This window comes from Salinispora pacifica DSM 45544 (assembly GCF_000378845.1).
In the GTDB taxonomy this organism is placed as follows: Bacteria; Actinomycetota; Actinomycetes; order Mycobacteriales; family Micromonosporaceae; genus Micromonospora; species Micromonospora pacifica.
Map to the genome: position 1 here is coordinate 1,881,007 of NZ_KB905359.1, position 25,899 is coordinate 1,906,905.

The following is a 25,899-nucleotide window of genomic DNA, read 5'->3' on the forward strand; positions in this document are numbered from 1 at the left end:
CCGTCTCAGGCGAGATTCGACGACCGGGGGTACGCGTCAGCCGGGTCGGTAACCACGTTGACCAGATACGGCACGCCGGCCGCGAAGGCCCGCCGCAGCGCAGCCCCCAGGTCGGTGGCGCTCGTCACGGTCTCGCCCGCACCGCCCAACGCCTGGACCACCTGGTCGTAACGGAGCTCCGGCTGGAGGTCGGCGGCCACGTCGTAGCCGTACAGCGCCCGCATCGGATGCTTCTCCAGCCCCCAGATGCCGTTGTTGCCGACGACGATCACCACCGGCAACCGCTGCCGAACCAACGACTCCACATCCAGCAGGGAGAAGCCGGCCGCGCCGTCCCCCATCAGTACGCAGATCTGCCGGTCCGGATGGGTGACCCGCGCGCCCATGGCGTAGCCCATCCCGGTGCCGAGGCAGCCGTACGGACCGGGGTCGAGCCAGGTGCCGGGCTGGGCGGGCTCCAGGTACCGCCCCGCGTACGAGACGAAGTCGCCGCCGTCGCCAATGGTGATCGCGTCTCGGGCCAGCACGCGGCGCAGTTCGCCGTAGACCCGGGCGGGCCGGATCGGGTCGGTCTCCGCGGCCATCTCCGCGGCGTCGCGGGTGCGGGCGGCGTCCTCGGCGGCCCGCAACTCGGCGACCCACTCCGTGTGGTCGCTGCGGGCGCCGGGGTGGTCGGCGAAGGCGGACAGGATCAGTCGCAGGTCGCCGGCGGGTGCGGCCGCCGGCTGGCGGTGCCCGGCACGCTGACCCGGCGCGTCCACGACATGCACCACCGCCGCGGCGCCGAAGTCGCCGAAGTTGAGCCGGAAGTCCAGCGGCGTGCCGACGACCACCACCACGTCGGCCTGCTGCAACGCCACCCGGCGGGACTTGGCGAAGGCGAGCGGGTGCTCCGGCGGCAGCGCGCCCCGGCCCATGCCGTTGGTGAAGACCGGCACCGTGAGGGCCTCGGCCGCCGCGCGCAGCGCGGCAACGGCATCGCCGGCGTAGACGTCGGAGCCGGCGATGAGCACGGGTCGCTGACCCCGGGCGATCAGGTCGGCGGCCTTCGCCACCTCCGCCGGGTCCGCCTCGATCGGGGCGATCGGAGCGACGGCCGGCAGGTCGGCATCGGCCACCGAGAAGGCCACCTCCAGGGGGAGGTCCACAAAGACCGGGCCGCGATGCGGGGTGAGCGCCGTGGTCAACGCGGCACCCACCGCGCGGGGGATGTCCTCGGGGCGCAACACCGTCTCGGCGTGCTTGGTCACCGGGGCAACCAACGGCAGGTGATCCAGCTCCTGGAGACTGCCCGCGCCCCACCGAAACTGTGGTGCTCGCCCACCGAGCACCAGGATCGGTGACGCATTGAAGAAGGAGCTGGTCAACCCGGAGATGCCGTTGGTGACGCCCGGTCCGGCGGTCAGTACGGCGAGGCCGGGGCGGCGCTGCAGCTTTGCGACCGCCTCGGCCGCGAAGACCGCCGACTGCTCGTGCCGGACGTCATAGATCGGAAACCCGAGCTGGTGCGCGGCGTCGTAGAGCGGGAAGACGTGCCCTCCGGAGAGGGTGAACATCTCCCGCACCCCGTGTGCCCGCAGCGCCGCCAGCGCGAGCGCCCCGCCGTGCCCCTCGATCCGCTCCGACATGACCAGCTCCCCTGACCACGGAAGATCCGGGCATACGCTACCCAGCGGTAGCCAGAAAGGGAACGCCCCGGATCAGCGTCCGGTGAAGTCCGGCTTGCGCTTCTCCACGAAGGCCGCCATGCCCTCCCGCCGGTCGTCGGTGGCGAACAGCGCCGCGAAGAGCTGGCTCTCCCAGGCCAGGCCGGAGGTCAGATCCATCTCCAGACCGCCGTCGACCGCCAGCTTCGCCGCGCGGAGGGCCTGCACCGGCCCGGTCAGGTACGGCTGCACCAGGGCCACCGCGGCGGGGTAGACCTCGGCGGCGGGGACCACCCGGTCGGCCAGCCCGATCCGGTGCGCCTCCGGCGCGTCCACCATCCGGCCCGACATGATCAGATCCTTGGCGCGGGCCGGGCCGACCAGGCGGGCCAGCCGCTGGGTGCCGCCGGCGCCGGGAATGACGCCGAGTTTGATCTCTGGCTGGCCGAGCTTGGCGTCCTCGGCGACCACCCGCCAGTCGCAGGCGAGGGCCAGCTCGCAGCCCCCGCCGAGGGCGTACCCGGTGATCGCGGCGACCACCGGCTTGGGAATCTGGGCGATCGCCCCCAGCGCACCGGAGAGCGCGACCGCCCGCTCGGACATGTCCACGTAGGACATCTCGGCCATCTCCTTGATGTCCGCCCCGGCGGCGAAGACCCGGTCCCCGCCGTACACGATGACCGCGCGGACGGCCGGGTCGCCACCCGCCTCGGTCGCCGCGGCGCGCAGCTCCTCCTGCACCTGGGTGTTCAGCGCATTCATCGGCGGCCGCTCCAATCGGATGGTGCCGATGCCGTCCTTGATCTCCAGCCGCACGAACTCGCCCACGCCGTCCCTCACTTCCTCGTCGAAGTAGCGTGCCAACCTTACGGCCCGGCCGCCGGGGCCGTAGTCTGGCGCCAGCCCCGTAGCCGGGAGTTCGGAAATGGTCACGCACTACCACGATAAATCGATACAAGTAACATCCAGGGCTGTCCAGGTGCTGGACCAGACCTTCCCGCTGGCCGAGATCAGCGCCGTGTGGCACCACCGCGGCAGCCGCTCCTGGCGCGTGCTGGTCGGCCGCGGCGCGATCGGCGCCGCCCTGGCCGGTCCGCTGGTCGCCGCGGTGGCGGGCATCGCGCTCGCGCTCTGGCTCAGCCACTCCCCCACCGTCACCATCGCCATCATCGGCACCTCGGTGCTGGTCGGGCTCGCGGTCGGGCCGGTCGCCGACTTCCTCTTCGAACATCTGGATCGCTCATACGCCCGGGGCAGCCGCCGGCTGGAGATCTGGATCCGTTGGCAGGGCCGGCCAATGCTGCTGTTGGCGACCGCGGACGCGGTGCGGTTCGGGCAGATCTACCGAGCCCTGCAGCGCGCCATCGAAGCCAGCCAGCCGGCTCCCCAACCAGCGCACCCGGCGGCGAGACCGGCCCACTCCCGCGCCAGCAGCCGGAGCGGCCCGGTGCCGAAGTAGGGGCCGGCACCGGCCCGAGCGGGCCGACCCACACCGACCAACCCCGGTTAGGGTTAATGATGACCCTCTATTACCGGGACGACGCGGTGCAGGTGACCTCCGAGGCGATCCGGTCGGGTGGGCTCCGGGTACCGATAGCCGAGATCAGGTACGTCTGGCACGCGAAGGGGCGAACCACCCTCGCCGTCCGCGGGCGGCTGCTCAGCCGCGGTGTCCTGGTTCTGCTGTTGTCGCTGCCGCCGCTGGCGGCGGTGCTCTGTGCACTCTCGCTGGTCTGGTCGGCGCCGGAGCGAGGGTGGCTGCCGGTGCTGCTCACTCTCGCCGGGTGCCTGCTGCTCGCGTTGGCCGTGGCACCCTTCCTGGAGCTCCCGCTCAGCTGGCTGGACCGCTCCTACGAGCGGGGAAACCGGGTGCACGAACTGTGGGTGCAGGCACAGGGCCGCGAGCTACTGCTCCTGCGCACGCCGGACGCGCTCCGGTTCGGCCAGATCTACCGCGCCGTGCAGCGCGCCGTCGAACAGCAGACCTACGACCGGTGACTCGGCCGGCCAGAACATCCCGCCGTCACGGCCACCACCCGCCCGCGCGTGCGGTGCGGGAGAGTCAGCTCAGCCGGTACAGCTCGTCGATCTCGTCCCGGCGGGGCAACGCCACCGAAGCGCCGAGCCGCCGAACACACGCCGCGCCGGCGCCCGCCGCCCACCGCACCGCGTCCACCAGGTCGCGCCCCTCCCCCCAGCCGACCGCGAGCGCGGCCGAGAACGCGTCGCCGGCCGCCGTCGAGTCAACAGTCTCGACCGGCACCGCCGGGACGCACGCCCGGCCGCCCTCCCGGTCGCCGTACCAGGCGCCGGAGACACCGAGGGTGAGCACCGCCCGAGGGGTCAACTCCAGTAGGGCCGCCGGCTTGTCCCGACCGTGACCGGTGAACGTCTGCGCCTCGCTCTCGTTGACCACCAGGACGTCGGTGGCGGCGAAGAGCTCCGGCGGTACGGTCCGGGCCGGCGCGGCGTTGAGCACCACGCGGGTACCGGCGGCACGCGCCGCCACCGCCGCCTCGGTGACGGTCTCCACCGGGATCTCCAACTGGGCGACCAGCACATCCGCCTGGCGGATGGCGGTCAGCTCCGGATCGGTCAACCCGGTCATCGTGGCGTTGGCGCCGGGACTGACCACAATGGCGTTCTCCCCCTCGGCGTTCACCATCACCAGGGCGACCCCGGAGGCTCCGTACGCGACCCGCAGCTGGCTGGTGTCCACTCCGGCCGCGGTGATGCGGGCGCGCAGGGTGACGCCGAAGGCGTCGGAGCCGATGGCACCGAGGAACGTACAGGCCGCGCCAGCCCGGGCGGCCGCGATGGCCTGGTTGGCGCCCTTGCCGCCCGGCACCATGACGAAGTCCGCGCCGAGTAGCGTCTCCCCCGGTCGAGGCAGCGTCGCAGCGGTCGCCACGAGGTCCATGTTGGCGCTGCCCAGTACGACCACCCGGGTCTGTGGCATCGCGCACCTCCGGTTGTGCGGATTGGGGGCTACGGAATCCCTTCCCGGTCAGGGCCCGACGTGGGCCGGGCCGTGCCTCAACCGGCACGGGCGGTGTAGCGGTCGCCGTGCCGCTCCACCACCAGGGACAGCCCGAACGTCTTGCTGAGATTGTCCCCGGTGAGGACATCGGTCAGCAGGCCCTGCGCCATCACGTTCCCGTCGCGCAGCAGCAGCGCGTGGGTGAAGCCGGGCGGGATCTCCTCCACATGGTGGGTGACCAGCACCAACGCCGGGGCATCCGGGTCCGCCGCCAGCTCCGCGAGCCGGGCCACCAGCTCTTCGCGGCCCCCCAGGTCAAGCCCGGCGGCGGGCTCGTCGAGCAGCAACAGCTCCGGATCGGTCATCAGGGCCCGGGCGATCTGTACCCGCTTCCGTTCCCCCTCGGAGAGGGTGCCGTACCGGCGGTCGGCGAGATCTCCGACGCCAAGCTGGCCGAGCAGGGCTCGGGCCCGGATCTCGTCGCCGCGGTCGTACTCCTCCCGCCAGCGGCCCACCACGGACCAGGACGCGGTCACCACCACGTCCACGACCCGCTCCTCGGTGGGGATCCGCTCGGCGAGGGCCGCGGTGGAGAGCCCGATCCGCGTCCGCAGCTCGGTCAGGTCGGTCCGGCCAAGCTGCTCGCCCAACACGTGGGCAAGCCCGGCGGTCGGGTGCAGTCGACCACCGGCCAGGTTGAGCAGCGTGGTCTTGCCGGCACCGTTGGGACCGAGCACAACCCAGCGCTCGTCCAACTCGACCTGCCAGTCCATGTCGTGCAGCAGGGCCGCACCAGCGCGACGCACGGTCACGCCGTCCAGGCTGACCACCAGATCCGCGTCCACGGCGGCGGGGGCGGGGGCGGCACCGGCGGGGCCGGGGATCAGGGCACCAGTCACGACTCCATCCAACCACGCACCGGTCAGCCACACCCGAGCCCCCGAAGAGCCACCGGAGCGAGGCGCGGTCGCCCGGCGGAGCGGCGACGCACCATCACACCGTCCCCGCCGGTCAGCTCGTCGTGGAGCCGAACACCTCGTCCCGGACCGCCGCCAGGGCGGTGTGCAGCGCGCCGCGCAGAATCGGCTCCTCGGTCAGCCCGGTCGGCACCACCCGCGGCCGAACCAGCGCGATCGCCGCCACCTCTCGCTGCACTCGTTCGGCCAACGCCGCCCCGCCGGCCCCGCCGACCGCACCAGCCAGGACCACCAGCGGCGGATCCAACACCACACAGGTGCTCGTCACGCCGAGCGCGAGCCGACGGGCCAGCTCGTCCAGCATCGGAGCACCCGCCGCGCCGTCGGCGGCCGCCGCAGCGACCCCGCCGGCCGCGGTGGCGTCGGGGTACCCGTGCTCCCGGGCGAGCGCGCGAACCGCCTCCGCGCCGACGAGCTGCTGGAAAGCGGGCTTCGTCCGAAGGGCAGCGGCACGCGGGATCGGCACCCCGGGCACCGGCAGCCAGCCGATCTCTCCGGCAGCGCCGGTGCTGCCGTGGTGCAGCCGCCCGCCGATCATGATCGCCAGGCCGATACCGGCGTCCACCCAGGCCAGGACGAAGTCGGCTACGCCCTGCGCCGCTCCCGACCGCGCCTCCGCCATCGCCGCCAGGTTGACGTCGTTCTCGAAGACCAGGGGGATGCCCAGGTCCTCCCGGAGCTCACCGAGCAGGCCGGCGTGCCACCGCGGCAGGTTGAACGCGAAGGTGATGTCACCACTGGCCGGATCCACCAGACCAGGGGCGCCCAGGACGACCCGGCGTACGGTCGCCAGGGGCGCCCCGGCGCTGCTCGCGGCTTCGACGACGGCGCTGTGCACCAGGCTGGCCGGGTCCTCAATGTCGCCAGTTGCCTGCTCGGAGCGGCCGACCACCGTCCCGGTGATGTCCGCGCAGGCGGCGACCACCTGTTCGGCGCCGAAATCGACCCCGACCACGTGGGCGCTTCCCGGGCGGACGGCATAGAGCTGGGCGTTCGGACCCCGCCCGCCCACCTGCTCACCAACCCGGGTGACCAGCCCTCGTTCCTCCAGGCGCTCGACCAGCTGGGAGGCGGTGACCTTGGACAGACCGGTCAGCTCGCCCAGCCGCGCCCGGGTCAGCGGGCCCTGCTCCAGTAGCAGCTCCAGCGCCGCGCGGTCGTTGAGCGCCCGCAACAGGCGAGGAGTGCCGGGGAGCCGGGTCATAGTCATGCCAGTCCTCGAGGATTCATAAAACCAGCCACACGCAACGACGAAAGAGGTAACCGTAGCGTAACGACCACTGAGCGAGCGGGTAACTGGTCGTACCGACAGCGAGATAGGGGAGTAGATGGATCCAGGAATTCGCCGCCTCGCGCTGGGCACGCTGCTCGCCGCGTACCCGGGCCCGGTACCACCACAGTGGGCCATTGATCTGGTCGGCGACGGCCTCGCCGGACACACGCTCTTCGGCACCAACGTACCCAACCCCGAACAGGTGGCGGCCAGCACCGCCGCGCTCCGCACCGCCCGGTCCGACGTTCTGATCGCGATCGACGAGGAGGGCGGAGACATCACTCGCCTCGCGCACGCGACCGGAAGCCCGTACCCCGGCAACGCCGCGCTCGGCGCGATCGGCGACGTGGCGCTGACCCGACGTGTCCACGAGGCCATCGGGGCGGAGTTGGCCGCCCTCGGCATCACCGTCAACCTGGCCCCGGCCGTTGATGTCAACAGCGCCGACGAGAACCCGGTGATCGGCACCCGCTCCTTCGGTCGCGACCCGGATCAGGTGGCCGCGCACGCCGCCGCCGCGGTGGCCGGCCTGCAACACGCCGGCGTCGCCGCCTGCGCCAAACACTTCCCCGGCCACGGCGCCACAGTCGCCGACTCCCACCACGAACTGCCCACGGTCGACGTCCCCCTGGCGCTCCTCCGCCAGCGGGACCTACCGCCGTTCGCGGCGGTGGTCGACGCCGGCACCCGGGCGGTGATGACGGCGCACATCCGGATCCCGGCCCTGACCGGGGCTGGCCCGGCCACCTTCAGCCGGGCAGCCCTGGTTGGGCTACTACGCCACGAGTACGGCTTCACCGGGGCGGTCGTCACCGACGCCCTCGAGATGAGGGGCGCCATGTTGGCCACCGGCGGGGTCGGCCCGGCCGCGGTCGCGGCGCTTGCCGCCGGGGCGGACCTGCTCTGCCTCGGCGCGCGGGTCGATGCTGGCCTGGTCGAGCAGGTCGCCGGCGAGATCGGGACGGCGCTCACCGACGGCCGGCTGGAGCGGGCGCGGGTCGAGGAGGCGGCCGGCCGTACCGCCGAACTCGCCGCCCGGACCCGGACCACCGGCGCCGCCAGCCCCCTGCCCGCCCAGCTCGGGTACGCCGCCGCCCGCCGGGCCGTCCGGGTGGAGGGCACGTTGACCGGGCTCGGCCGTCCCCTGGTGGTGCAGCTGCAGGCCAGCCGGACAGTCGCCGAGGCACGGGTGCCGTGGGGACTCGGCCCACACCTCAGCGGCGTCGAGCAGCTGCGGGTGGTCGCCACCGGCACGGACCCGGCGACCCTGCGCCGGATCGCCGGCGAGCGGACGATCGTCCTGGTCGGCCGGCGGCTACACCTGCTCCCCGGCGCCGCCGACCTGGTGGCGGCGCTCGCCGCCCAGCACCCGGTGGTGGTGGTCGAGATGGGCTGGCCCGGGTTGTGGCGGCCGCCCGGAGTCGACGCCTTCGTCACCACGTACGGCGCCAGCCACGCCAACGGCCGCGCCGCCGCCGAACGCCTCGGGCTGACCACCGGACATACCTAGTACGCTCCGTTACCGGCGACGTCAGCCGGCCACACAGCCTCTTAGCGCAGGTCAGAGTCCAGTTTTCGACACACCGACACCTCCTATCACCCCTTGCCTACCCGCCGCTAAATACGTAGCGTCACAACTGCATCCGGCGATCCGCCCCGGGCGGCCAGCGGGGCCTGGGGGGAAGGACGCGGACCGGGGCTCCGGCCCGGGAGCTCCGGTCCGCGCCCTACCCACTCCCGGCGGCACGCGCCGGCCGCCACCTCACCTCTGCCCTGGTGCGGGTCGCGCTCGAATTCAGCCCGGGTAGACCCCGAACGACAGCCAGCCCCGGTCGGGGAAGCCGGCCGCCTCGGCCACCCGGGCCGACGCCGTGTTCTGCCGACTGTGCAGGTACGTCGGCACCGCCCCCTCGGCAAGGACCCGGCGCGCCGCCTGGGCGACCAGCCGACGGGCCAGCCCCCGCCCCCGGGCTGCCGGGACGGTGCCCACCGCCAACTCCCGGCCGTACGCGTCATGCCACTTGACGCCGACCCCGGCCTGGTACTCGCCGCGGTCGTCGCGCACCACCAGCACCGGCCGGTCGAACAGTCGGAGCCAGGACGGCAGGCCGGGCGAGGTCGGCGGGATCCACTCACCGACCTCCGGCAGCGGTGCGGGGTCCTCGGTCCACCGAAACACGTCGTCGTGCACCACCCAGTCGGGGTGCCCGACAGCCGCCGGCAGGCCAGCGAGGAGCCGCCGGGACGAGCCCCGGGCCAGCTCCCGGACGGCTGCGACCCGTGCCGGCGCCACGGAGAGCACCTGGTGCTCCCCGGCGGAGACGGCGATCGCCGGCCGGAGCCGCCCGTCCCAGGCGGGTTCGGCCCGACGCCGAGCGGCGACCACATGCCGACCCGGGCCAGCCGGCCACTGCCCCAGCCAGGTGGTCAGGTGCAGGTGAAGCCGCCGGCTGTCCATCGCCCTCCTCCGAGGTCCGCTCGTCGCGACGTCGTACACCCCGCCCAGGGGGCGGACCCACGGGTCGCGGGCCACCGCCGCCGACGACGGCCGTAACCGCCTCGCAAGATCTTAAGCTGATCATCGCGGCTAGGCTGGGCAACGACGAGGGAGGCCCGGTGACGCAACGGGTACTGGTCGTTGACGACGACCGAACAGTCAGTGACGTGGTCTGTCGCTACCTGGTACACGCCGGCTACCAGGTGCGGCATGTCGGCGACGGCGATTCGGCGCTCGCCGCGGTCGCCGCCGAACCGCCGGACCTGGTCGTGCTGGATCTGATGCTGCCCGGGCTCGACGGCCTGGAGGTATGCCGGCGGTTGCGCGCCAAGCCGGACGGGGTGCCCATCATCATGCTCACCGCGCGCGGCGACGAGGCGGACCGCGTCCTCGGCCTCCAGCTTGGGGCGGATGACTACCTCGGCAAGCCGTTCTCGCCCCGGGAGTTGGTCCTGCGGGTCGGGTCGGTGCTGCGGCGCAGCGGTGAGCCTCGGACGGCACCAGCCACCGTGCTCCGCGACGACGCGCTCGTGGTCGAGACCGGCCCCCGGGTGGCCCGGCTGCACGGCCACGAACTGACCCTCACCGTGCGCGAGTTCGACCTGCTGGCCTACCTGATGCGACACCCCGCCCGGGCGGTGGGCCGGGCGGAGTTGCTGGAGCGGGTGTGGGGCTGGAACTTCGGTGACCAGTCAACGGTGACCGTGCATGTTCGCCGGCTACGGGAGAAGGTGGAGGCCGATCCCGCGAACCCCCGGCGGATCGTGACGGTCTGGGGCATCGGCTACCGATACGAGCCGACCGATGGGTGAACTGGCGCTGATCTTCGCGTTCGCGCTCGGTCCGGCGCTTGGTGTCGGCGCGTTCGGCGCACTCGCCCTGCGCCTGCTGCGCGGACGCTCGGTGACGGTACACATCGTCACCCTGCTGGTCATAGCGGTGACCGCGATGGTGGCCGCGGTGGCCATGGTCGCCGACCAGATGTTCCTCTCCCCGCACGACCGGAACGTGGTGCTGATCACGGTGGCGGCGGCGGCCCTGGTGGTTCTCACGGTCGGCTGGCTCTTCGGGCGCCGCCTGGCCGCCGCCGCGGTCTGGGCGGACCAGGCCCGGCAGCGGGAACGCCAGATCGAACAGGGTCGGCGGGACCTCGTCGCCTGGGTGTCGCACGACCTGCGAACCCCACTGGCCGGGTTGCGCGCGATGGCTGAGGCGCTGGAGGACCGGGTGGTCGACGATCCCGCGACGGTGAGCGAGTACCACCGCCGGATCCGGGTGGAGACCGATCGGATGACCCGGCTGGTCGACGACCTCTTCGAGCTCTCCCGGATCAACGCCGGCGCCCTGCGCCTGACCCTGTCGGCGGTGCCCCTGGGCGATGTCGTGTCGGACGCCGTCGCCAGCACCGCACCGCTGGCAGCCGCCTGCCGAATCCGGCTGCTGGCACCCGACTCGGGCTGGCCGACCGTACTGGCCAGTGAGCCCGAGCTGGCCCGGGTAGTGGGGAACCTCCTCCTCAACGCCGTCCGCTACACCCCCTCGGAGGGGACCGTCCGGGTCGAGGCCGGGACGGAGGCCAACTGCGCCTGGTTGGCGGTCGCGGACACCTGCGGCGGCATCCCCGAGGCGGATCTACCCCGCGTCTTTGAGGTCGCCTTCCGCGGCGAGCGAGCCCGCACCCCCTGCCGCCCCAGCACCGGGGAGTTGGCCAGCTCCGGAGGACTGGGGCTGGCGATCGTACGAGGGTTGGTCGAGGCGCACGGCGGCCGGGTGCAGGTCCGCAACACCACCGGTGGGTGTCGGTTCGAGGTCCGGCTGCCCCTGCCGGGAACCGCCTAGCAAATCGACTGTTACCGTTATCTTCAATAGACGTACAACATTGTCTGGAATGGTGGGGTCATGCCGAACCCGCCGCAGCACCGCCGCTGCCATGACTCCAGCCCACTCTGGCCAACCGCCTGGATTGCCGCGGAACGCTTCCCGGCCCAGCCACCGCACCGCGGCATCCGCGCCTCGCCGCTACTCACCTGGGTTGAGCTGAACCGCCGGCCCACCCGCCACCCCAACACCCACTGACCCTCCGTCGGGCCCCGGGGCGGCGCCCGGGGCTCACCCCCGCCACCGCACCGCCCGGCGAGCCGACGCCGGCGTTCGCACACCTGTCGGGTAACGTCTGCTGGTCCGCGACCGGGCTACGACAGGAGAAGTTCCGCGCATGGGCAAGAAGACGATCCGCGTCTCCGACTTCAGCGGCCGGGTGCTCCAGCCCGACGACGAGGCCACCCGGGTGGTCGTCCTGGAGCACCCGGACCTGGTTGCCGGGCCCGTACAGTTGGACGCCACCCCGGCCGAGGTGGAGAACATCGACGACGCGGCCCTGGACGTCGCGATCGTGGAGATCCACGACAGCCACGGTGAGGGCGAGCCGCGCCGGGTCGTACTGACCGCCAGCGAGTTCGATTCGATGGCCACCGACACGCCGATGGCACAGTTGCTGCGGACCGCCGAGCGGGTCCGCCCGCCGAAGAGCCGCCGCGCCGCCGAGAAGGTCGACTACGGCACCATCGAGCACGCGGGCCGGCCGCACCGGGGTCGGGTCACCGAGGAGGAGGCCCGGCTGGTGCGGGAGCGGCTGGACGAGGTCAACAAGCGCCTCGCCGACTCCGGCGTACGCCAGATCGACCCGGCCGATCCGGAGCACGCCGCCCGGTACGGCTTCCCCACTCCGGACTGACCAGCTCGCGTGCGGCTCCAGGTGGGATGCGCGATGTGGACGCACAAGGCGTGGCAGGGTCGCCTGGTGGCCCACCCGCTACCAGCGCCCGAACGCCTGCGGCACTACGCCGGGTGGTGCACGGCGGTGGAGGGGAACACCACCTTCTACGCGACCCCCTCCCGGGAGACCGTGTCCTCCTGGGCGCAGCAGACCGACCCGAGTTTCGGGTTCGTGCTCAAGCTGCCCCGGGTTGTCACGCACGAGCGTCGCCTCGGTGCAGTGGACGAACCGCTGCGTGCCTTCCTCGACGCGATCGAGCCCCTGGGGCCCCGGGCACAGGCTCTCTGGATCCAGCTGCCGGGTTCCTTCGCTCCGGACGATGTGGCCACCCTGGCCCGCTTCCTGCGGCGCCTCCCCCCGACCTACCGGTACGCGGTCGAGGTGCGCCACCCCGCGTTCTTCGTCGACCCCGGCGCCGCCCAGTTGTTGGTCGAGACGCTGGCCGCCACCGGCACCGAGTGGATTCCCTTCGACACCACCGCGTTCTTCGCCCGGCCCCCGACCAGTGACGCGGAGCGGGATGCCTGGACGAAGAAGCCTCGGATGCCACTCCGCTCGGAGGCGCTGACCGACCGGCCGGTCGTCCGTTACCTCGGCCGGGACGATCCCGACCAGACCAGCGCGGGCTGGCGGCGCTGGGTCGACACCGTCGCCGGCTGGCTCCACGAGGGCCGCTCGCCCACCTTCTTCGTCCACACTCCAGACAACGCCGACGCCCCGGTGCTCGCCCGCCGCTTCCACGACGAGGTACGCGCCCGCGTCCCCGCGCTCGAGCCGCTGCCCCGACCGGCTCCGGTGCAGCCGCTGACGCTCTTCTGAGCGCCGTCGCCGCCACCCGCGGCCCCTCCTGGGCGCCGCCGCCCCGGCCACCGTCGTCGGCGTCGACTCACGTCGCGGAGGCCAAGTCAATCGCCCTTTTGCCCAGACCGACATCCTTAACGCCCGGTACGCGTTGATCCTGACGGTAGAGATATTTCTACCCGCACAGGGTGATAGGTGGCTAAAGGTGGCTGCTGCCCTATTAGCGGTCATTTGTCGGCTCGGAGGTATGCACGATGCAAGGAATCGGTCAACGGCTCGGCCGAGGCGTTGAAGGGCAACAGACGGGACGCACCGCCACCGGCTGGCTCTCCCTCGCGCTAGCCGTGACGGTCACGCAGGCGCTCGTCGCGTCGCCCGCGTTCGCGCAGCACAAGCCACCGACGGCCGCCGCCGTGACCGACACCGCCCTGTCCTGGGGTGAGAACAACCAGGGACAGCTGGGTGACGGGACCAACGACAACAGCAACGTACCGGTCGAGGTCAGCCTCCCCGCCGGCGCCCTGGTCACCGACATCGCCGGTGGCAGCTCCCACAGCCTGGCGTTGACCAACACCGGCACCCTGCTCGCCTGGGGCGACAACACCTCCGGTCAACTCGGCGACGGCACCACGACCAGCAGCAACACGCCCGTCACGGTAGCCCTACCCACCGGAACCGAGGTTACCGCCATCGCCGCCGGCAACGCCCACAGCCTGGCGTTGACCTCCAGTGGCGCCGTCTTCGCCTGGGGCAGCAACTCCCACGGTCAGCTCGGCGACGGGAGCACCGACAACACCAGCACACCCGTCACCGTCAACCTGCCCACGAACACCACGGCGACCGCCATCTCCGCCGGTGCCGTCCACAGCCTGTCGCTGACCTCCACTGGCAGTGCCTTCGCCTGGGGGGCGAACGACCAAGGCCAACTGGGCGACGAAAGCACCAACAACGCCAGCGAGCCGCGCAGTGTCGCGCTGGTGCCGGGCACCACGCTCACCGCGATCGCCGGCGGCCCGGCCCACAGCCTCGCGGTAACCTCCGGCAACGTCGCCCTCGCCTGGGGGGACAACTCCCAGGGGCAACTCGGTGACGGGACCAACGACGACGCCCTCGCGCCGGTCAACGTCGCCCTGGCACCGGGCACCGAGGTCACCGCCGTCGCCGCCGGCGCACGCCACAGTGTGGCGTTGCTCGGCAACGGCACCGCCGCCACCTGGGGTAACAACTCCTCGGGCCAGCTGGGCAACGGGAACAACCTCAGCAGCGGCACCCCGGTCGAGGTCATCCTGCCCGCCGACACCACGCTCACCGCCATCGCCGCCAGCAACAGCAACCACACCGTGGCGCTGACCAACACCGAAACCGCCCTCGCCTGGGGCGACAACTCCTTCGGTCAACTCGGTGCCAATCTCACCACCAGCGGCGGGGTCGGCATCGCCAGCAGCAGCAACACCCCCGTTGCGGTCGTCCTGCCCACCGGCACCACCCTGACCACCACCGCCGTCGGCAACAACCACAGCCTGGCCCTGCCCACGCTTCAGGCGACCTCCACCACGGACCTGCAGGTCTCGCCACCGGACCCGACCACGGATCAGGACGTCACCCTCACCGCCACCGTCACCTGCGACCCCGGACCCGCGACCGGCAGCATCACCTTCCGCAACAACAACACCGACCTCGCCACCGTGCCCCTGGACACCAACAACACCGCCACCCACACCCTCCGGCTCCCCGCCGGCACCCACACCATCACCGCCGACTACACCAGCGACACGGTCCTGTGCCCCAACAGTCAGTCCGAGGCCGTCATCGTCATCATCACCGACCCGACTGACCCCACGGACCCCACGGACCCCACGGACCCCACGGACCCGACTGATCCCACCGATCCGACCGATCCGACCGATCCCGACCTACCCATCACCGGGGCCAGCCTGCCCAGCCTGCTCGGCACCGCCACCCTGCTCCTCCTCGTCGGCGCCAGCTTCATCTACCTCACCCGCCGGCGCCAGTCCAGCCAGCACCAGAAGTAGCGAGTAGCGCAAAGCCCGGCCGGGGTTGCTCGTCGCCGATGGCGACGAGCAACCCCGGCCGGAGCGTCAGTGCCGGTGGTAGTTGTCGGGCTGGTTCGGGTCGCCCGGGTGCTCCAGCCCCGACACCAGCCGAAGCCGGTGCGCGCGAGCGTGGTCGAGCCACCGGACAAAGGCGACCCGGCGCGCGGAGTCGTTGATCCGATCAGTCGGATCAGGAGCCGGATCGACCAACTCCCGGCGCCCCCGAAGCACCACCGTCCACGAGTCGACGGTGACCGTCTCCCCCGGCACGGCCGAACGCAGCGCCTCCGCCAACGCCGCCGGCAACGAGTCCGGGGACGCTTCGAAGTCGCCATCGGCGGAGGACAACTGCCACACGACCCCGGCCGACCGCGTAGCGGTCGCCGCACGATAGGCAGCGACCTGCTCCGCTGGCGCGGTGACCTCCGCGGTCAGCTCCGCATACAGAGCCCGGACCGCGGCACAGCCCTCGAACGCCGCCGCGGTGATGGATCCGAACTCGACGGCGGCCAGCTGATCCAACCGAACCAGCGGCGCATCCGTCACGTCGAGACCACGCGCCTCGGCCTCCGCGACGCAGAGCTGTTCGGTCAGGATCACCTGCGCGACCCAGCGGGTCAGCTGCCGGTCCTCCGCGCTCCCGGGCACCGGCAGTGCGGAGGACCGCAGCCCGCCGCGCAGGGCGGCGAGCCGGCGGTCGAGCTCCGTACGGTCCAGTGGCCGTCCGTCGAGCCAGCCCAGCACCGACTCGTCGAGCTGCGCGGTGGTCATGGCTCCAGCACCAGTTCAACCGTCGGGGCGTACTGGCAACGGCCGAACCACATCACCTTCACCAGCGCCCAGAAGCGGCCCGGGTCGGCGTCCCGCGGGGGAACGACGTCGAAGGTGATCGTGTCGGACTCGCCGGCGGCCAACGCGACACCGCGGATCGGCTCGGCGATGGCGTCCCAGGTGCCCCAGGGCGAGACGAGCTGGAGCTCAGCCCGGATCTCCCCCCGGGTGCGGTTGTGCAGCGACACTCCGACGGTCGCCCGCCCGCCGGGAGCGACGGTGACCGAGGTGGTGGTGACGTCCACCGTGAGCCCGGTGTCGCGTCCCGTCTCGGCCGTCGTGCCCTGCATCGCGTCCGCGTCCTCCGGAATGTCTCCGGGCACCGGCAGCAGCGCGGGCAGCTCGCCGACCGCGACCGTGGCGACATCCTCGATCGTCTGTCCGAGGTGCTCGGTCCGCGCGGTGATGAAGTACAGCCCGGACTCCACCCCGGCCGGGGGCGTCACCGTGACGTCGAAGCGGAGCTGACCATCGGGGTCGAGCCGGTACGGGCGGCTGCCCAGCGAGGCCGTCCACCCCTGCGGTACGAGGACATTGACGGTCCCCTCGACGGCCGCGTCCCGCAGGTGCGAGGCGAGCACCACGGAGACCTCGACCGGCTCGCTGACGGTCCGCAGCAGCCCCGGTGAGACACCCACGGAGACCGGCAGGTAGCCCATCGGCGCCGGACCCCGGTTGTGCAACCAGTACCGGGAGTGCACCGGCTGGGCGATCTCGACCTCGGGGCCGAGCGGCTCCTCGCTGCGCGGGGCCGCGGCCGGCACACCGACGACCGTGGTGACCTGCGAACCCGCCAACTCAATCGAGTCCGCGAGCGGCGCACCACGACGTTCCAGCAGGTCGGCCTGGTGCTTGTCGGACAGGGCCAGCGCACCGGTCAGGGTCGCGGAGCGGCCGAGCCCGGTCGACTCCAGCAGCCGCAGGCTGACCGCGTCCGCCGGGTCCGAGGACGCGGCGGCGCCGTGCGCGATCGGGTTACCGGTGGGCTTGAGCGTGCCGATCAGCACCTCCCGGGCCGGCTCCACCCCCAGGTACGAGTGCGTGGCCGGCTTCGTTCCCGGGTGGTTCTCCACCACCCGGCCGTACAGCGGGTGGTTGAACTCCTGGCCCTGTGCGGGCAGCGTGAGCGCCCGCCAGTCGCCGTCGCCACTGGTCACCGCGTAGTTGAACTCGTGGGTCCAGTGCTGCAGCTGGAACGAAGCGCCGTCGGGCAGGGTCCGCTTCGGCGGGTCGATCCAGACTCCGGACGGCCAGCCGGTGCAGGAACGCATCAGCGACAGGTGCAGCGCTCCGGTCGGGTCGACGGCGAAGCCGGGCAGCCCGTAGGTGAGCATCGCGACGGTGTGGTTGACCAGCAGCTCCGAGGCCGGCACCGAACCCGGGCAGGGCGCCTGGATCTGGGCGTCCGCGACATCCTCGGTGAGCGCGGCGACGTCGGTGACCACGAGCGCCGGCAGCGCCCGCAGGTCCCGCAGGTCGGCGTTGGGCTGCCACACCTCGTGCAGCGGCTTCTCCGCGGGAATCCAGACCCGGCCGTGCTGCTCCAGCGCCTCGACGTACTCCGGGCCCGCCCGCTCCAACAGCTCCCGGGTGGCGTCGTTGTCCTGCGCCCCACCGATGAGAATGCGGAAGTCCGGCAGGTTCGAGTCGACGTCGAGCCAGCCGTACCGCGCCCAGTCAGCGCTGGCGGTCGTCACCGTGACACCGACCGCGGCCAGCGCGACGACCAGGTCGCGGGCGTCGGCCGCCTCGTCGAGCGTGGGCGTGACCACCTCGGCGACGCCGAGGGCGCGGTCCCCCAGCGGGGCACCGGCGGCGTCGGCGAGCGAGACCCGCGCGGTGGAGCCGAGCCCGAACCAGGTGTTGGCCGGGTTGTCCAGCGTCCAGGGCGCGGTTGCGGCGTCCACGTCCGGTAGCGCGAACCCCCGGCCGACCACCGCGGCAGCGACCTCGGAGACCGGCAGGGCACCGGGCAGGTCGACCGGGAACCGCACCCGGACCAGCCGGTCGGCGCCGGCGAAGTCGACGATGCGGGTACGGCAGTCCACCCGGCGCACCCCGTGCCAGAGCGTGATCGTCTGCTCGTAGCCGATCTCCTCCACGACGCCGGAGACCACCAGGCGGGTGCCGATCGGGCTGGTCTCGACGCGGACCGTCGCCCCCGCCGCCGCGCTACCCACGACCGGGCCCTTCGGGAGCAGGTGCCACGGGCCCTCGCCGAAGTCGGGGTGGGTCGGGTACTCCTCATAGATCCGCAGCTCGTTGCCGAGGTGGTCGGCGCGGATCAGTTCGCGGTCCGCGATCTTGTCGTAGATGCTGTCGAGCCCGCCACCGCGCTCGGCGTCGGCGGTGACCCGGTAGTAGGCGTTCTCGATCGCGGCACCGTCGGCGGGCGTCCAGGCCGGCTCGGCGCTGGAGACGCCCGGCAGCAGCCGCCAGGTCCGCCAGCCCAGGGCGGGGACGTCGGCGGCGTGGAAGCGCAGCGTGCCCCGGTCCACCACGGCCGGCACCTCGGCGCCGGAGTCGTCGATCACCCGGCCACCGTCGTGGCCCTCGGGAAGCCGGACCGACACCAGGTCGGAGCGGACGAAGGAGAGGGTGTTCGTGACGACGATCGGGGTTCCGGCACCGGTGGTGTCGACCGTCCCGACGAGCGCCTCCAACGACCGGTCCCGGACGGTGGCCGCCAGGTCGTACGCCTCCCGCCAGCCGGAGAGCAGGTCGATGTAGACCTGGTCGGACTCCGATCCGGTGATGGCGTCGTGGTGGGCGCCGTAGGCGAGCTGCCGCCAGACCTTGTCGAGCGCGGCGTCGGGGTACCGACCGAGCCCCTCCAGCGCGGCCAGCGTCGCCAGCTTCTCCGCGTCCACGGCGGCGACCTCGCCGGCCCGCTGCGCCTGCTTGGTGTCGATGTAGGAGACGTCCTTGCCCGTGTAGACCGGGTTCATGTCCCGCGTCTGTGGGCTGGGGCGGCGTCCGGCTTCGGCCAGCTCCGCGCGGACGGCGGCGAGGAAGTCCCGGGGGTTACCGCAGACGAAACGGGGCCAGACGTACTTCTCGGCCCACGAGCGGTGGATCTCGGTGACCCACTTGTTCGGCGGGGTGTAGTCGGTGCCCACCGGCAGCAGCAGGTTCTTCGTCGCGCCGACCGGCTTGAGGCGCTGGTACAGCTCGTAGACGGCCTTCTCGGCGCTCGCCAGGTCCGGCGAGGAGTCCATCCACCAGCCGGCCGAGTAGTGGTGCGGCATGAAGTGGGTGAGGACACCGAGCCCCGACGGCGAGATCCACTCGAACTCGCTCGGGAACTGCATGACCGTCGCGTCGTTCTTGGCCTCGCGGAAGTTCTTCTGGATCGGCCCCCACTGGTGGAACGGGCCGCGGGCCCAGGCCGAACCGGTCAGCCCGGCGTCGGCGAGATAACCCGGGAACTGCGGGTCGTGCCCGAACACGTCCAGCTGCCAGGCCGTCTGCGGGTCCCCGCCGAGGATGTCCCGCTGGTAGCCGACACCGTAGATGATGTTCCGGATGGTGGTCTCGGCGCCGGTGAGGTTGGTGTTGGGCTCGTTGTAGGTGCCGCCGATCAGCTCCACCTGGCCGCGCTCGATCAGCAGGCGCAGGTCCGCCCGACGCTCGGGATGCAGATCGAAGTACGGCTTCAGGTAGTCGATCTCGGCGAGGACGAAGGTGTACACCGGGTCGCGCAGGGCGAGGTCCATGTGCGCGTCCACCAGCGCGAAGCCGTTGCGCTCCCAGAGCGGCCGGGTGGTGGCGTCACCGGAGAGCAGCTCCCACGGCGAGGTGTACGCGGCCTGGGTGTTCCACCACACCGGGTCGTAGTGGAAGTGTGAGACGAGGAACATCGTCCAGCCCGGCTCGGCGACGACGACCGTTGCTTCCGCGGTCGCGTCGCCGGCCGTGACGGTTACCGGCAGCTGCCTGCCGGGGACTCGGTCGTCGATGTCCAGGGGGACCTCGACGACACCCGTGCCGGTCGCGTTACCGGAGACACCGGGCCCGGTAACGGTGACCGGACCGGGCGGGCCGTCAAGTGTCACGCGGAGCACCTGACGCGGGTTGTCCTCGGTACCGACGAACAGGTCGGTGGACTCGACGGCGGTAATCATGACCGACACGGGGTCATCCTTTCTTGTTGGTACGCCCACCAGCGCAAACAGGCTCACGTTGGGGGCAGGTGGGGAAGGCTACTCTCCCCAGGCCTCGAACTCGTAGATGCGGGTGGCGGGGTCGCCGCCCTGGGTCGGGGTGTTGACCACCAACCGCACGTACCGGGCGCTGACGCTCACCGGATGTGTCGTCAGCTCGGCGGTGTTGTCGGTGACGGTGACGGCCGTGGTCCACGGGTCCGAGGCCGTGGACCGTACCTCGATGGTGAAGTCGCGGGTGTTCCACGAGGCCGACTCACCGCCCGCGGCAGCGTGTGCGACGACGAACCGGTCGAGGGAACGTACCGAGCCCAGGTCAACTTCGAGCCACTGGTCGGCGGTCGTCGTGCACCACTTGTCGCTGTTCCCGCCGGAGACACTGCCGTTGACGGCTTTGGTGGGTCCTTCGGCAGCGGTGCACTGCCCGGACGCCGTCGCCGGCCGGTCGAGAGCCAGGTTCGTCGTGATCGGCCCCGTACCGGACCAGGTGACGGTCGTGGTCGCCGCGGTGGAGCGGCCGTACTCGGTCGACACCGCCTCGACCTCGATGACCGCACTGGTCTCGGCGCCAACCCGGTCGAGCCGCGGCACGAAGTACGCGTCGTTCGGCGTCGCGCCCAGGTGGGTACGGCTGCCGTCCGGGTTGCGGCGGAACACGTCGTAGTGATGCACCGACCCGCTGTCCGACGGGGTCCAGCCCAGCCGCAACGTCTTGCGGGTCGCCGAGACGTCGGTGCTGCCCAGCACGGTCAGCTCGGTCGGCGCGGCGGCGGTGTCCACGGCCCCGTCGTACACGGCGAGCTGGCCGACCTTGATGTCGTAGGACGGGACAACGGCCGGCGCCGACGCCCGCAGCCCGATCTGGGCGATGGTCTTACCGGCGTACGCGGACAGGTCGAGAACGCGACGCTCCCAGTCGGTACCGGCGGTCGACCCGAGGTCGAGAGTGGTGAAGGTGTTCGGGGCGTCGGTGAAGGCCACCGCCACGCTCAGGTGGGTCGCTCCGGCGGCCGGGGTCTTGACGACCGTCGACAGCTTGGTGTCCGCGTCGACCGGCAGGTCGGTCTGGTAGAGACGCACGGTGTTCGTCGCGTCCAGCCTGCCGTCGAGCCGCAGCGTCGAGCCGCCCTCGTAGGCATCGGTGAAGTCGAGCGACGGCGTCAGCTTCGTGCCGGTCGAGGAGACCAGCCACTGGTAGGTCGGCGGCACGTCCTGCATCGACAGGTTGTTCCAGCCTCCGGTACGCACCTGCTTCCCGGCGACGTGGTATGTCGAACCCTGCCCGGCGTTGAAGCTGGTCACAAAAGGCTTCTGGGTCACCGGCGTGGACTCGGCGACGTAGTTGGCGAGCCCCTTCCAGGGCGAGGAGGTTGTGGTGTTCGACGGGTCGCCGTTCGCGCCGACCCAGTAGCGGGAGTCGCGCGCCCGGAAGTCGGCCGGTCCACTCGACGACGTCCACGTCCACTCCGGGCGGTAGATGCCCAGGGAGGTGACGTGCGACTCACCGGCGGGGAACAGGGCGTTCCAGTTGACGTTGGTCTGGTAGCCGTTGGCTTCGGTGTCGATGCCGGTGTACAGGTCGTACCCGCTCCGCCCGAGTGACTCGGCGCGGTCCCGGGACGAGGCCAGGCCGCCGGTGGACCACCAGAAGTTGAGGAACATCGAGTCCGACACCGGCGTCGGGCCGCCGAGGAACGAGTCGTTGGCGGTGGTGAGCGCGTTCTGCCAGGAGATGGCGCCGGATTCGGTCATCGCGTCGTACCACATGAACTCCACGCCCTTGTTCCGGCCGTAGGTCATCAGGTTGCGAAGTTCGGTGGCGAGGGCGGCGTCGCCGCCGGTCGTCTCCTGGTTGATGAACCAGCCCTCGAAGCCGTAGTACTCGGCGACCTCCGCGAGCTTGTCGGCGACCGGATAGGTCGAGCCCGACTTACGCACGAAGTCGTGCACCCATTCGAGCTTGCCGCCGTAGGCGACCGGCGGGAAGAAGACGGTGCCGTACACCTTGACGCCGTTGCGGTGCGCGGCGTCGATCACCGTGGGGTTCGGCGCCAGGATCAGGCCCTCGACGGCCGATCCGCCCCAGAAGACCAGGGTGTCGATGTACTGCCAGTGACCGAACGCGTAGTAGTCCTCTTCGAGCGAGCCCTGGGACGGGTTGTCCGACGTCGGGGCGAACGACACCAGCGACGCCACCTTGCCCTCGCCGGCCCGCGCGTTCGCGTTGGCCTTCAGCGTCGGGTCGGAGGCCCGCTGCTGGAGCGGAACCGTGGATCGATTGAAGCGGGCGTCGGGGTCGGTGTCCGGGTCCCAGTCGAGGATCTCGTTCGGGAACCAGTACGAGGCGTACGGCTGACTGCCGTCCTGCGGGTTGGTGTTGGCTGCCGCGGTGGGGGCCGCGTTGAGGGTGCTGCCAGCCACGACTGTGGCACCAACCAGCAGGGACAGAAGCAGGCGTCGCATCCAGGATCACCTCCATTGGGGGTGGGGGGGGTGGGGGGGTTGGGGCGAGGGTTACCCCTTGATCGCCCCCTCCTCGACGCCGCGGAAGAAGAACCGTTGCAGCGTCGCGAAGACAATGACGATCGGAATGAACGCGATCATCGTGCCGGCCGCGATGACCCGGGGGTTCGAGGTGAAGGCACCGCTGAGGTACTGCAGGCCGACGGTGAGGGTGTAGTTCTGCGGGTCGGTCAACACGATCAGCGGCCACAGGAAGTCGTCCCAGGCGCCGATGAACGCGAAGATCGTGATGACGCTGAGCATGCCCCGCACGTTGGGGAGTCCGACATGGATCAGCCGTTGCCAGGCCGACGCGCCGTCGATCACCGCCGCCTCGTCCATCTCGTCGGGGATCGCCATGAACGCCGCGCGCATCAACAGCACGTTCAACATGGCGACGGTGGTGGGCAGCGCCACACCGACCAACGTGTCGGCCAGACCGAGGCTGCGAACCGTCACGTACTGCGAAATGATCGTCACCTCGCCGGGCAGCACCAGGGTGCCGAGCACCAGTGCGAGGAACAGCGTCCGGCCTCGGAAGCGCAGCTTGGCGAGGGCGAACCCGGCCAGGGTGGCGCCCACGGCGTTACCGATGACCGCTATCGCCGCCACGATCAGCGAGTTCTTCGCGTACGACAGGACGGGGATCGTCTCGGCCACCCGCAGGTAGTTGTCGAACGTCGGATCGGAGGGAATGAACTGCGGCGTCGAGGTGTAGATGCTCTCGCCGGCACCCTTCAGGGAGGTGGACAGCTGCCACACGAACGGCCCGACGGTCACCACCAGCGCCAGCAGCAGCAGCGCGTACCGGAGCAGCTTCTCGCGCCGCCGCATGGTGCCGAAGCCCGAGCCCCGACGCCGTCGCTTCGGCGCGGAGGCCGGCGTCTTCGCCGGAGCGCCGGCGGGAGGGGTGGTGAGCTGCGTCATGGCTAGGCCGCCTTCCGGTTCAGGCGCAGGAGGAGAAGCATGGGGCCGACAGTGATCACGAACAGCAACAGGCTGAGCGCCGAGGCGTAGCCGAGGTGTCCGGTGAAGCCCCGGCTGTACATCTGGATGAGCATGACCAGGGACATGGTCCGGCCGCCGGGCCCGCCGGTGCCGTTGGTGAGGACGAACAACTCGGTGAAGACCCGCAGCGCGGAGACGGTGACCAGGACGCTGACCAGCAACATCGTGGTGCGCACCCCGGGCACGGTGACCGACCAGAACCGGCGGATCGGACCGGCGCCGTCAACCGCGGCCGCCTCGTGCAGTTGGCGCGAAACGTTCCCCAACGCCGACAAGTAGATGATCATGTAGTAACCCAGCCCCTTCCACACGGTGAGGCTGATCGCGCTGAACAGCAGCAGCCAGCGCCCGCTGAGGAAGGGCAGCGGTTCGGTGAGGAAGCCGAGCTGTTGGGCCAGCCCGTTGACCAGGCCGCGGTCCTCCAGCAACCAGGTCCAGATCAGCGCCACGACCACCGCGGAGGCGATCACCGGGGTGTAGAAGGCGGTGCGAAAGAACGTGATGCCCGGCAGCTTCTTCTCCAACAGCACCGCGAGCAGCAGCGGCAGGAAGAGCAACAGGGGTAGGCAGACCAGCATGTAGACGATGCTGTTCACCAGCGCATAGATGAGTTGATCATCATTGAGCATGCGCTCGAAGTTGGCCACTCCAGTGAAGCTTCCACCGCCGAGTGGCTTGGCGTTGGTGAACGCGAGGACCACGGTGTTGATCGCTGGCCAGAGGTTGAACACCAGCAGCCAGACGAGGGCAGGCCCGAGCAACAGCCAGGGGGTGAACCAACGCTGAGTTTTCATTACGTCCCGCTCTGCTTTTCCGGTGGGGTGGCGTGGCGATGCGGTGAGTCGCGCAACGACAGGTGATGGCAGTGGTGGCGCGGGCGGCGCCGGTGCTCGGCCGGCCGGGGTTCCGGTCCGGCCGAGCACCGCTGGTCAACGTGGGACCGGCCCGGCTCGGCCGATCAGTTGTTGAGCAGTTCGTTGCACTTCTCGACTGCCTTGTCCAGCGCCTCCTGGGAGGTGATCTCTCCGCTGATCGCGAGGGAGAACTGCTGATTGATGAAGTCGGTCATCGCCTGGTCGACGATGACTGGCTTCAACAGCTCCGCCTCGGCCAGCGAGGTGAAGGCGATCTTCTTCGCGTCCCCGGCGTTGGTGCCGTCGCTCTCGCTGAACTGCGGATCCTCAGCGGAGGCAACTGTACTCGGGAAGATGCCGGGCACGACCTCAGCGAAGGCCGCCTGGTTCTCCGCGTTGGTCACCCAACGGGCGAGGGCGACGGCCGCGGGCAGGTTGTCGCTGCCCTTGGCCACCGACAGCCCCTGGGTGTACAGCGGCGGGGTGCCGATCGCCGGTGACGCGACGATCTTCTCGGCCAGCGACGGGTTGTCGACCTTGATGGTGTTGATCGAGTTACCGCCACCGGTGGTCCAGGCGACCTGCTGCTTCTTGAACAGCTCCATGTTGCCGAGGTAGGCGTCGGTCAGCACGTTGCGGGGCAGGAGCCCTTCGGCGAACGCGTCCCGGTAGGTGTCGAGGACCGCCACGGCCTCGGGGGTGTTGAAGACGAACTCCTTGCCGTCCGAGGAGACGATGTCGACGCCGGCCTTGGTCAGGTCCTCGACGCTGGGCATCCGGCTCAGCAGGTGGACCTTGCCGTCGGACTCCTCCTTGACGATCCGGGCCTGGGCGACCAGTTCCTCGATCGTGGTCGGGAGCTTGGTCTCGTCCAACCCGTACTGGGACAGCAGCTCCGTGTTCCAGTAGTTCACGTCGGTGTTGAGGTACCACGGGTAGCCGTAGACCCCGGTAAGACCGGCGTACTCGTAGGAGGCGATGCCGCCCGCGACGTACTCCTCGCGGAGCTTGTCGTCGGCCTGGTCGACGTCGACCAGCAGCCCCTGCTCGGCGAGCGGCAGGGCGAATTCCGGCGGAAGGTTCGTCACGTCGGGCAGCTCATCGCTGGCCGCCTGGCTGAGCACCTTCTCCGAGTAACCGTCACCGGGCTGGTCCAGCCACTTGACGGTCGTTCCCGGGTACTTCTCCTCGAACCCGTCGATAACACCCTGCACGTAGTCGGTGAACTTGGGCTTCAGGGCCCAGGTCTGCAGGGTCACAGTGCCTTTGATCTCGCCGGTGACATCGACCTGGTCGTCACTGGAGTCCGTGCCGGACAGCCCGCATCCCGCGAGCGCCGTTAGCACGGCCGACGACAGGGCAAGCCCGGCCAAGCGTGTTCGCATCTCTCTCTCCGCCCCTAACTCTTTATCAGCCGGCTACCCCCGTCGGATCGGGCGTGTCCGGTGCTCACAGGCGATCCGATGGCAATGATAAACCGGTCTAGTGGAGGGACTATCCCCCCGGTTAGAATCGCGTGTCAAGAGCGGCTACCGAC

21 protein-coding genes are annotated in these 25,899 nt (G+C 71.0%); 9 read left to right on the forward strand and 12 right to left on the reverse strand.

Going from position 1 to position 25,899, the window contains the following annotated elements; translation table 11 throughout:
• Nucleotides 1-5: 5 nt before the first annotated feature.
• Both SALPAC3_RS0108505 and SALPAC3_RS0108510 read right to left on the reverse strand, forming a co-directional pair.
• Complete coding sequence (locus SALPAC3_RS0108505) at nucleotides 6-1,628, reverse strand: acetolactate synthase (protein ID WP_018220815.1); 1,623 nt, start codon at nucleotides 1,626-1,628, stop codon at nucleotides 6-8.
• Nucleotides 1,629-1,700: 72 nt separating this feature from the next.
• The gene (locus SALPAC3_RS0108510) at nucleotides 1,701-2,474 is read right to left on the reverse strand and encodes an enoyl-CoA hydratase/isomerase family protein (protein WP_018220816.1); all 774 of its coding nucleotides are present in this window, start codon (nucleotides 2,472-2,474) and stop codon (nucleotides 1,701-1,703) included.
• A gap of 97 nt (nucleotides 2,475-2,571) precedes the next feature.
• Between SALPAC3_RS0108510 and SALPAC3_RS0108515 the strand changes: the two genes are divergently transcribed.
• The gene (locus SALPAC3_RS0108515) at nucleotides 2,572-3,105 is read left to right on the forward strand and encodes a DUF6232 family protein (RefSeq protein ID WP_026185360.1); all 534 of its coding nucleotides are present in this window, start codon (nucleotides 2,572-2,574) and stop codon (nucleotides 3,103-3,105) included.
• A gap of 59 nt (nucleotides 3,106-3,164) precedes the next feature.
• Entirely contained in the window at nucleotides 3,165-3,644 is a 480-nt protein-coding gene (locus tag SALPAC3_RS0108520; protein WP_026185361.1) for a DUF6232 family protein, read from the forward strand.
• A gap of 64 nt (nucleotides 3,645-3,708) precedes the next feature.
• Here the strand turns inward: SALPAC3_RS0108520 and SALPAC3_RS0108525 are convergent, their stop codons facing one another.
• The 3 genes from SALPAC3_RS0108525 to SALPAC3_RS0108535 form a co-directional block, all read right to left on the reverse strand.
• On the reverse strand, nucleotides 3,709-4,605 hold the full coding sequence (locus tag SALPAC3_RS0108525; RefSeq protein WP_018220819.1) for a ribokinase: 897 nt from the start codon (nucleotides 4,603-4,605) through the stop codon (nucleotides 3,709-3,711).
• Nucleotides 4,606-4,682: 77 nt separating this feature from the next.
• Entirely contained in the window at nucleotides 4,683-5,558 is an 876-nt protein-coding gene (locus SALPAC3_RS0108530) for an ABC transporter ATP-binding protein (RefSeq protein WP_018220820.1), read from the reverse strand.
• A 79-nt stretch (nucleotides 5,559-5,637) separates the two neighbouring features.
• A complete protein-coding gene (locus SALPAC3_RS0108535) occupies nucleotides 5,638-6,813 on the reverse strand; it encodes an ROK family transcriptional regulator (protein WP_026185362.1) in 1,176 nt (391 codons plus the stop codon).
• A 118-nt stretch (nucleotides 6,814-6,931) separates the two neighbouring features.
• Between SALPAC3_RS0108535 and SALPAC3_RS0108540 the strand changes: the two genes are divergently transcribed.
• Nucleotides 6,932-8,386: a glycoside hydrolase family 3 N-terminal domain-containing protein gene (locus SALPAC3_RS0108540; protein ID WP_018220822.1), complete on the forward strand. Its 1,455-nt coding sequence runs from the start codon at nucleotides 6,932-6,934 to the stop codon at nucleotides 8,384-8,386.
• A 285-nt stretch (nucleotides 8,387-8,671) separates the two neighbouring features.
• Here the strand turns inward: SALPAC3_RS0108540 and SALPAC3_RS0108545 are convergent, their stop codons facing one another.
• A complete protein-coding gene (locus SALPAC3_RS0108545) occupies nucleotides 8,672-9,334 on the reverse strand; it encodes a GNAT family N-acetyltransferase (RefSeq protein WP_018220823.1) in 663 nt (220 codons plus the stop codon).
• 158 nt (nucleotides 9,335-9,492) lie between these two features.
• On the opposite strand from SALPAC3_RS0108545, the gene SALPAC3_RS0108550 reads away from it, so the two are divergent.
• From SALPAC3_RS0108550 to SALPAC3_RS0108575, 6 genes are all read left to right on the forward strand, one after another.
• A complete protein-coding gene (locus SALPAC3_RS0108550) occupies nucleotides 9,493-10,185 on the forward strand; it encodes a response regulator transcription factor (protein ID WP_018220824.1) in 693 nt (230 codons plus the stop codon).
• Entirely contained in the window at nucleotides 10,178-11,212 is a 1,035-nt protein-coding gene (locus tag SALPAC3_RS0108555) for a sensor histidine kinase (RefSeq protein WP_018220825.1), read from the forward strand. The genes SALPAC3_RS0108550 and SALPAC3_RS0108555 overlap by 8 nt, the downstream gene beginning before the upstream one ends.
• Before the next feature lie 60 nt (nucleotides 11,213-11,272).
• A complete protein-coding gene (locus SALPAC3_RS28295; RefSeq protein ID WP_018220826.1) occupies nucleotides 11,273-11,449 on the forward strand; it encodes a hypothetical protein in 177 nt (58 codons plus the stop codon).
• 139 nt (nucleotides 11,450-11,588) lie between these two features.
• Nucleotides 11,589-12,107, forward strand: a complete 519-nt coding sequence (locus tag SALPAC3_RS0108565) for a hypothetical protein (protein WP_018220827.1) — start codon at nucleotides 11,589-11,591, stop codon at nucleotides 12,105-12,107.
• A gap of 33 nt (nucleotides 12,108-12,140) precedes the next feature.
• Nucleotides 12,141-12,968, forward strand: a complete 828-nt coding sequence (locus SALPAC3_RS0108570) for a DUF72 domain-containing protein (protein ID WP_018220828.1) — start codon at nucleotides 12,141-12,143, stop codon at nucleotides 12,966-12,968.
• A gap of 236 nt (nucleotides 12,969-13,204) precedes the next feature.
• Nucleotides 13,205-14,983, forward strand: a complete 1,779-nt coding sequence (locus tag SALPAC3_RS0108575; protein ID WP_018220829.1) for an RCC1 domain-containing protein — start codon at nucleotides 13,205-13,207, stop codon at nucleotides 14,981-14,983.
• 66 nt (nucleotides 14,984-15,049) lie between these two features.
• On the opposite strand, the gene SALPAC3_RS0108580 is transcribed toward SALPAC3_RS0108575, so the two are convergent.
• The 6 genes from SALPAC3_RS0108580 to SALPAC3_RS0108605 all read right to left on the reverse strand — a co-directional run bounded on the left by SALPAC3_RS0108580 (nucleotide 15,050) and on the right by SALPAC3_RS0108605 (nucleotide 25,747).
• Nucleotides 15,050-15,775, reverse strand: coding sequence for a DUF7158 domain-containing protein (locus SALPAC3_RS0108580; protein WP_018220830.1), 726 nt, complete (start codon nucleotides 15,773-15,775; stop codon nucleotides 15,050-15,052).
• Complete coding sequence (locus tag SALPAC3_RS0108585; RefSeq protein WP_018220831.1) at nucleotides 15,772-19,968, reverse strand: glycoside hydrolase family 38 N-terminal domain-containing protein; 4,197 nt, start codon at nucleotides 19,966-19,968, stop codon at nucleotides 15,772-15,774. Before SALPAC3_RS0108585 ends, SALPAC3_RS0108580 begins: the two co-directional genes overlap by 4 nt.
• Before the next feature lie 69 nt (nucleotides 19,969-20,037).
• On the reverse strand, nucleotides 20,038-22,461 hold the full coding sequence (locus SALPAC3_RS0108590) for an endo-beta-N-acetylglucosaminidase (RefSeq protein WP_018220832.1): 2,424 nt from the start codon (nucleotides 22,459-22,461) through the stop codon (nucleotides 20,038-20,040).
• Nucleotides 22,462-22,512: 51 nt separating this feature from the next.
• Nucleotides 22,513-23,427, reverse strand: a complete 915-nt coding sequence (locus SALPAC3_RS0108595; protein ID WP_018220833.1) for a carbohydrate ABC transporter permease — start codon at nucleotides 23,425-23,427, stop codon at nucleotides 22,513-22,515.
• A 2-nt stretch (nucleotides 23,428-23,429) separates the two neighbouring features.
• On the reverse strand, nucleotides 23,430-24,302 hold the full coding sequence (locus tag SALPAC3_RS0108600) for a carbohydrate ABC transporter permease (RefSeq protein ID WP_018220834.1): 873 nt from the start codon (nucleotides 24,300-24,302) through the stop codon (nucleotides 23,430-23,432).
• Nucleotides 24,303-24,466: 164 nt separating this feature from the next.
• The gene (locus SALPAC3_RS0108605; RefSeq protein ID WP_018220835.1) at nucleotides 24,467-25,747 is read right to left on the reverse strand and encodes an ABC transporter substrate-binding protein; all 1,281 of its coding nucleotides are present in this window, start codon (nucleotides 25,745-25,747) and stop codon (nucleotides 24,467-24,469) included.
• Nucleotides 25,748-25,899: the final 152 nt, after the last annotated feature.

What these genes read in the sequence shown, in the direction of transcription:
- SALPAC3_RS0108505 (WP_018220815.1), bottom strand. Translation starts at nt 1,628, where the DNA reads ATGTCGGAGCGGATCGAGGGGCACGGCGGGGCGCTCGCGCTGGCGGCG.
- SALPAC3_RS0108515 (WP_026185360.1), top strand. Translation starts at nt 2,572, where the DNA reads ATGGTCACGCACTACCACGATAAATCGATACAAGTAACATCCAGGGCT.
- SALPAC3_RS0108520 (WP_026185361.1), top strand. Translation starts at nt 3,165, where the DNA reads ATGACCCTCTATTACCGGGACGACGCGGTGCAGGTGACCTCCGAGGCG.
- SALPAC3_RS0108525 (WP_018220819.1), bottom strand. Translation starts at nt 4,605, where the DNA reads ATGCCACAGACCCGGGTGGTCGTACTGGGCAGCGCCAACATGGACCTC.
- SALPAC3_RS0108535 (WP_026185362.1), bottom strand. Translation starts at nt 6,813, where the DNA reads ATGACTATGACCCGGCTCCCCGGCACTCCTCGCCTGTTGCGGGCGCTC.
- SALPAC3_RS0108540 (WP_018220822.1), top strand. Translation starts at nt 6,932, where the DNA reads ATGGATCCAGGAATTCGCCGCCTCGCGCTGGGCACGCTGCTCGCCGCG.
- SALPAC3_RS0108545 (WP_018220823.1), bottom strand. Translation starts at nt 9,334, where the DNA reads ATGGACAGCCGGCGGCTTCACCTGCACCTGACCACCTGGCTGGGGCAG.
- SALPAC3_RS0108555 (WP_018220825.1), top strand. Translation starts at nt 10,178, where the DNA reads ATGGGTGAACTGGCGCTGATCTTCGCGTTCGCGCTCGGTCCGGCGCTT.
- SALPAC3_RS28295 (WP_018220826.1), top strand. Translation starts at nt 11,273, where the DNA reads ATGCCGAACCCGCCGCAGCACCGCCGCTGCCATGACTCCAGCCCACTC.
- SALPAC3_RS0108565 (WP_018220827.1), top strand. Translation starts at nt 11,589, where the DNA reads ATGGGCAAGAAGACGATCCGCGTCTCCGACTTCAGCGGCCGGGTGCTC.
- SALPAC3_RS0108570 (WP_018220828.1), top strand. Translation starts at nt 12,141, where the DNA reads ATGTGGACGCACAAGGCGTGGCAGGGTCGCCTGGTGGCCCACCCGCTA.
- SALPAC3_RS0108575 (WP_018220829.1), top strand. Translation starts at nt 13,205, where the DNA reads ATGCAAGGAATCGGTCAACGGCTCGGCCGAGGCGTTGAAGGGCAACAG.
- SALPAC3_RS0108580 (WP_018220830.1), bottom strand. Translation starts at nt 15,775, where the DNA reads ATGACCACCGCGCAGCTCGACGAGTCGGTGCTGGGCTGGCTCGACGGA.
- SALPAC3_RS0108590 (WP_018220832.1), bottom strand. Translation starts at nt 22,461, where the DNA reads ATGCGACGCCTGCTTCTGTCCCTGCTGGTTGGTGCCACAGTCGTGGCT.
- SALPAC3_RS0108595 (WP_018220833.1), bottom strand. Translation starts at nt 23,427, where the DNA reads ATGACGCAGCTCACCACCCCTCCCGCCGGCGCTCCGGCGAAGACGCCG.
- SALPAC3_RS0108600 (WP_018220834.1), bottom strand. Translation starts at nt 24,302, where the DNA reads ATGAAAACTCAGCGTTGGTTCACCCCCTGGCTGTTGCTCGGGCCTGCC.
- SALPAC3_RS0108605 (WP_018220835.1), bottom strand. Translation starts at nt 25,747, where the DNA reads ATGCGAACACGCTTGGCCGGGCTTGCCCTGTCGTCGGCCGTGCTAACG.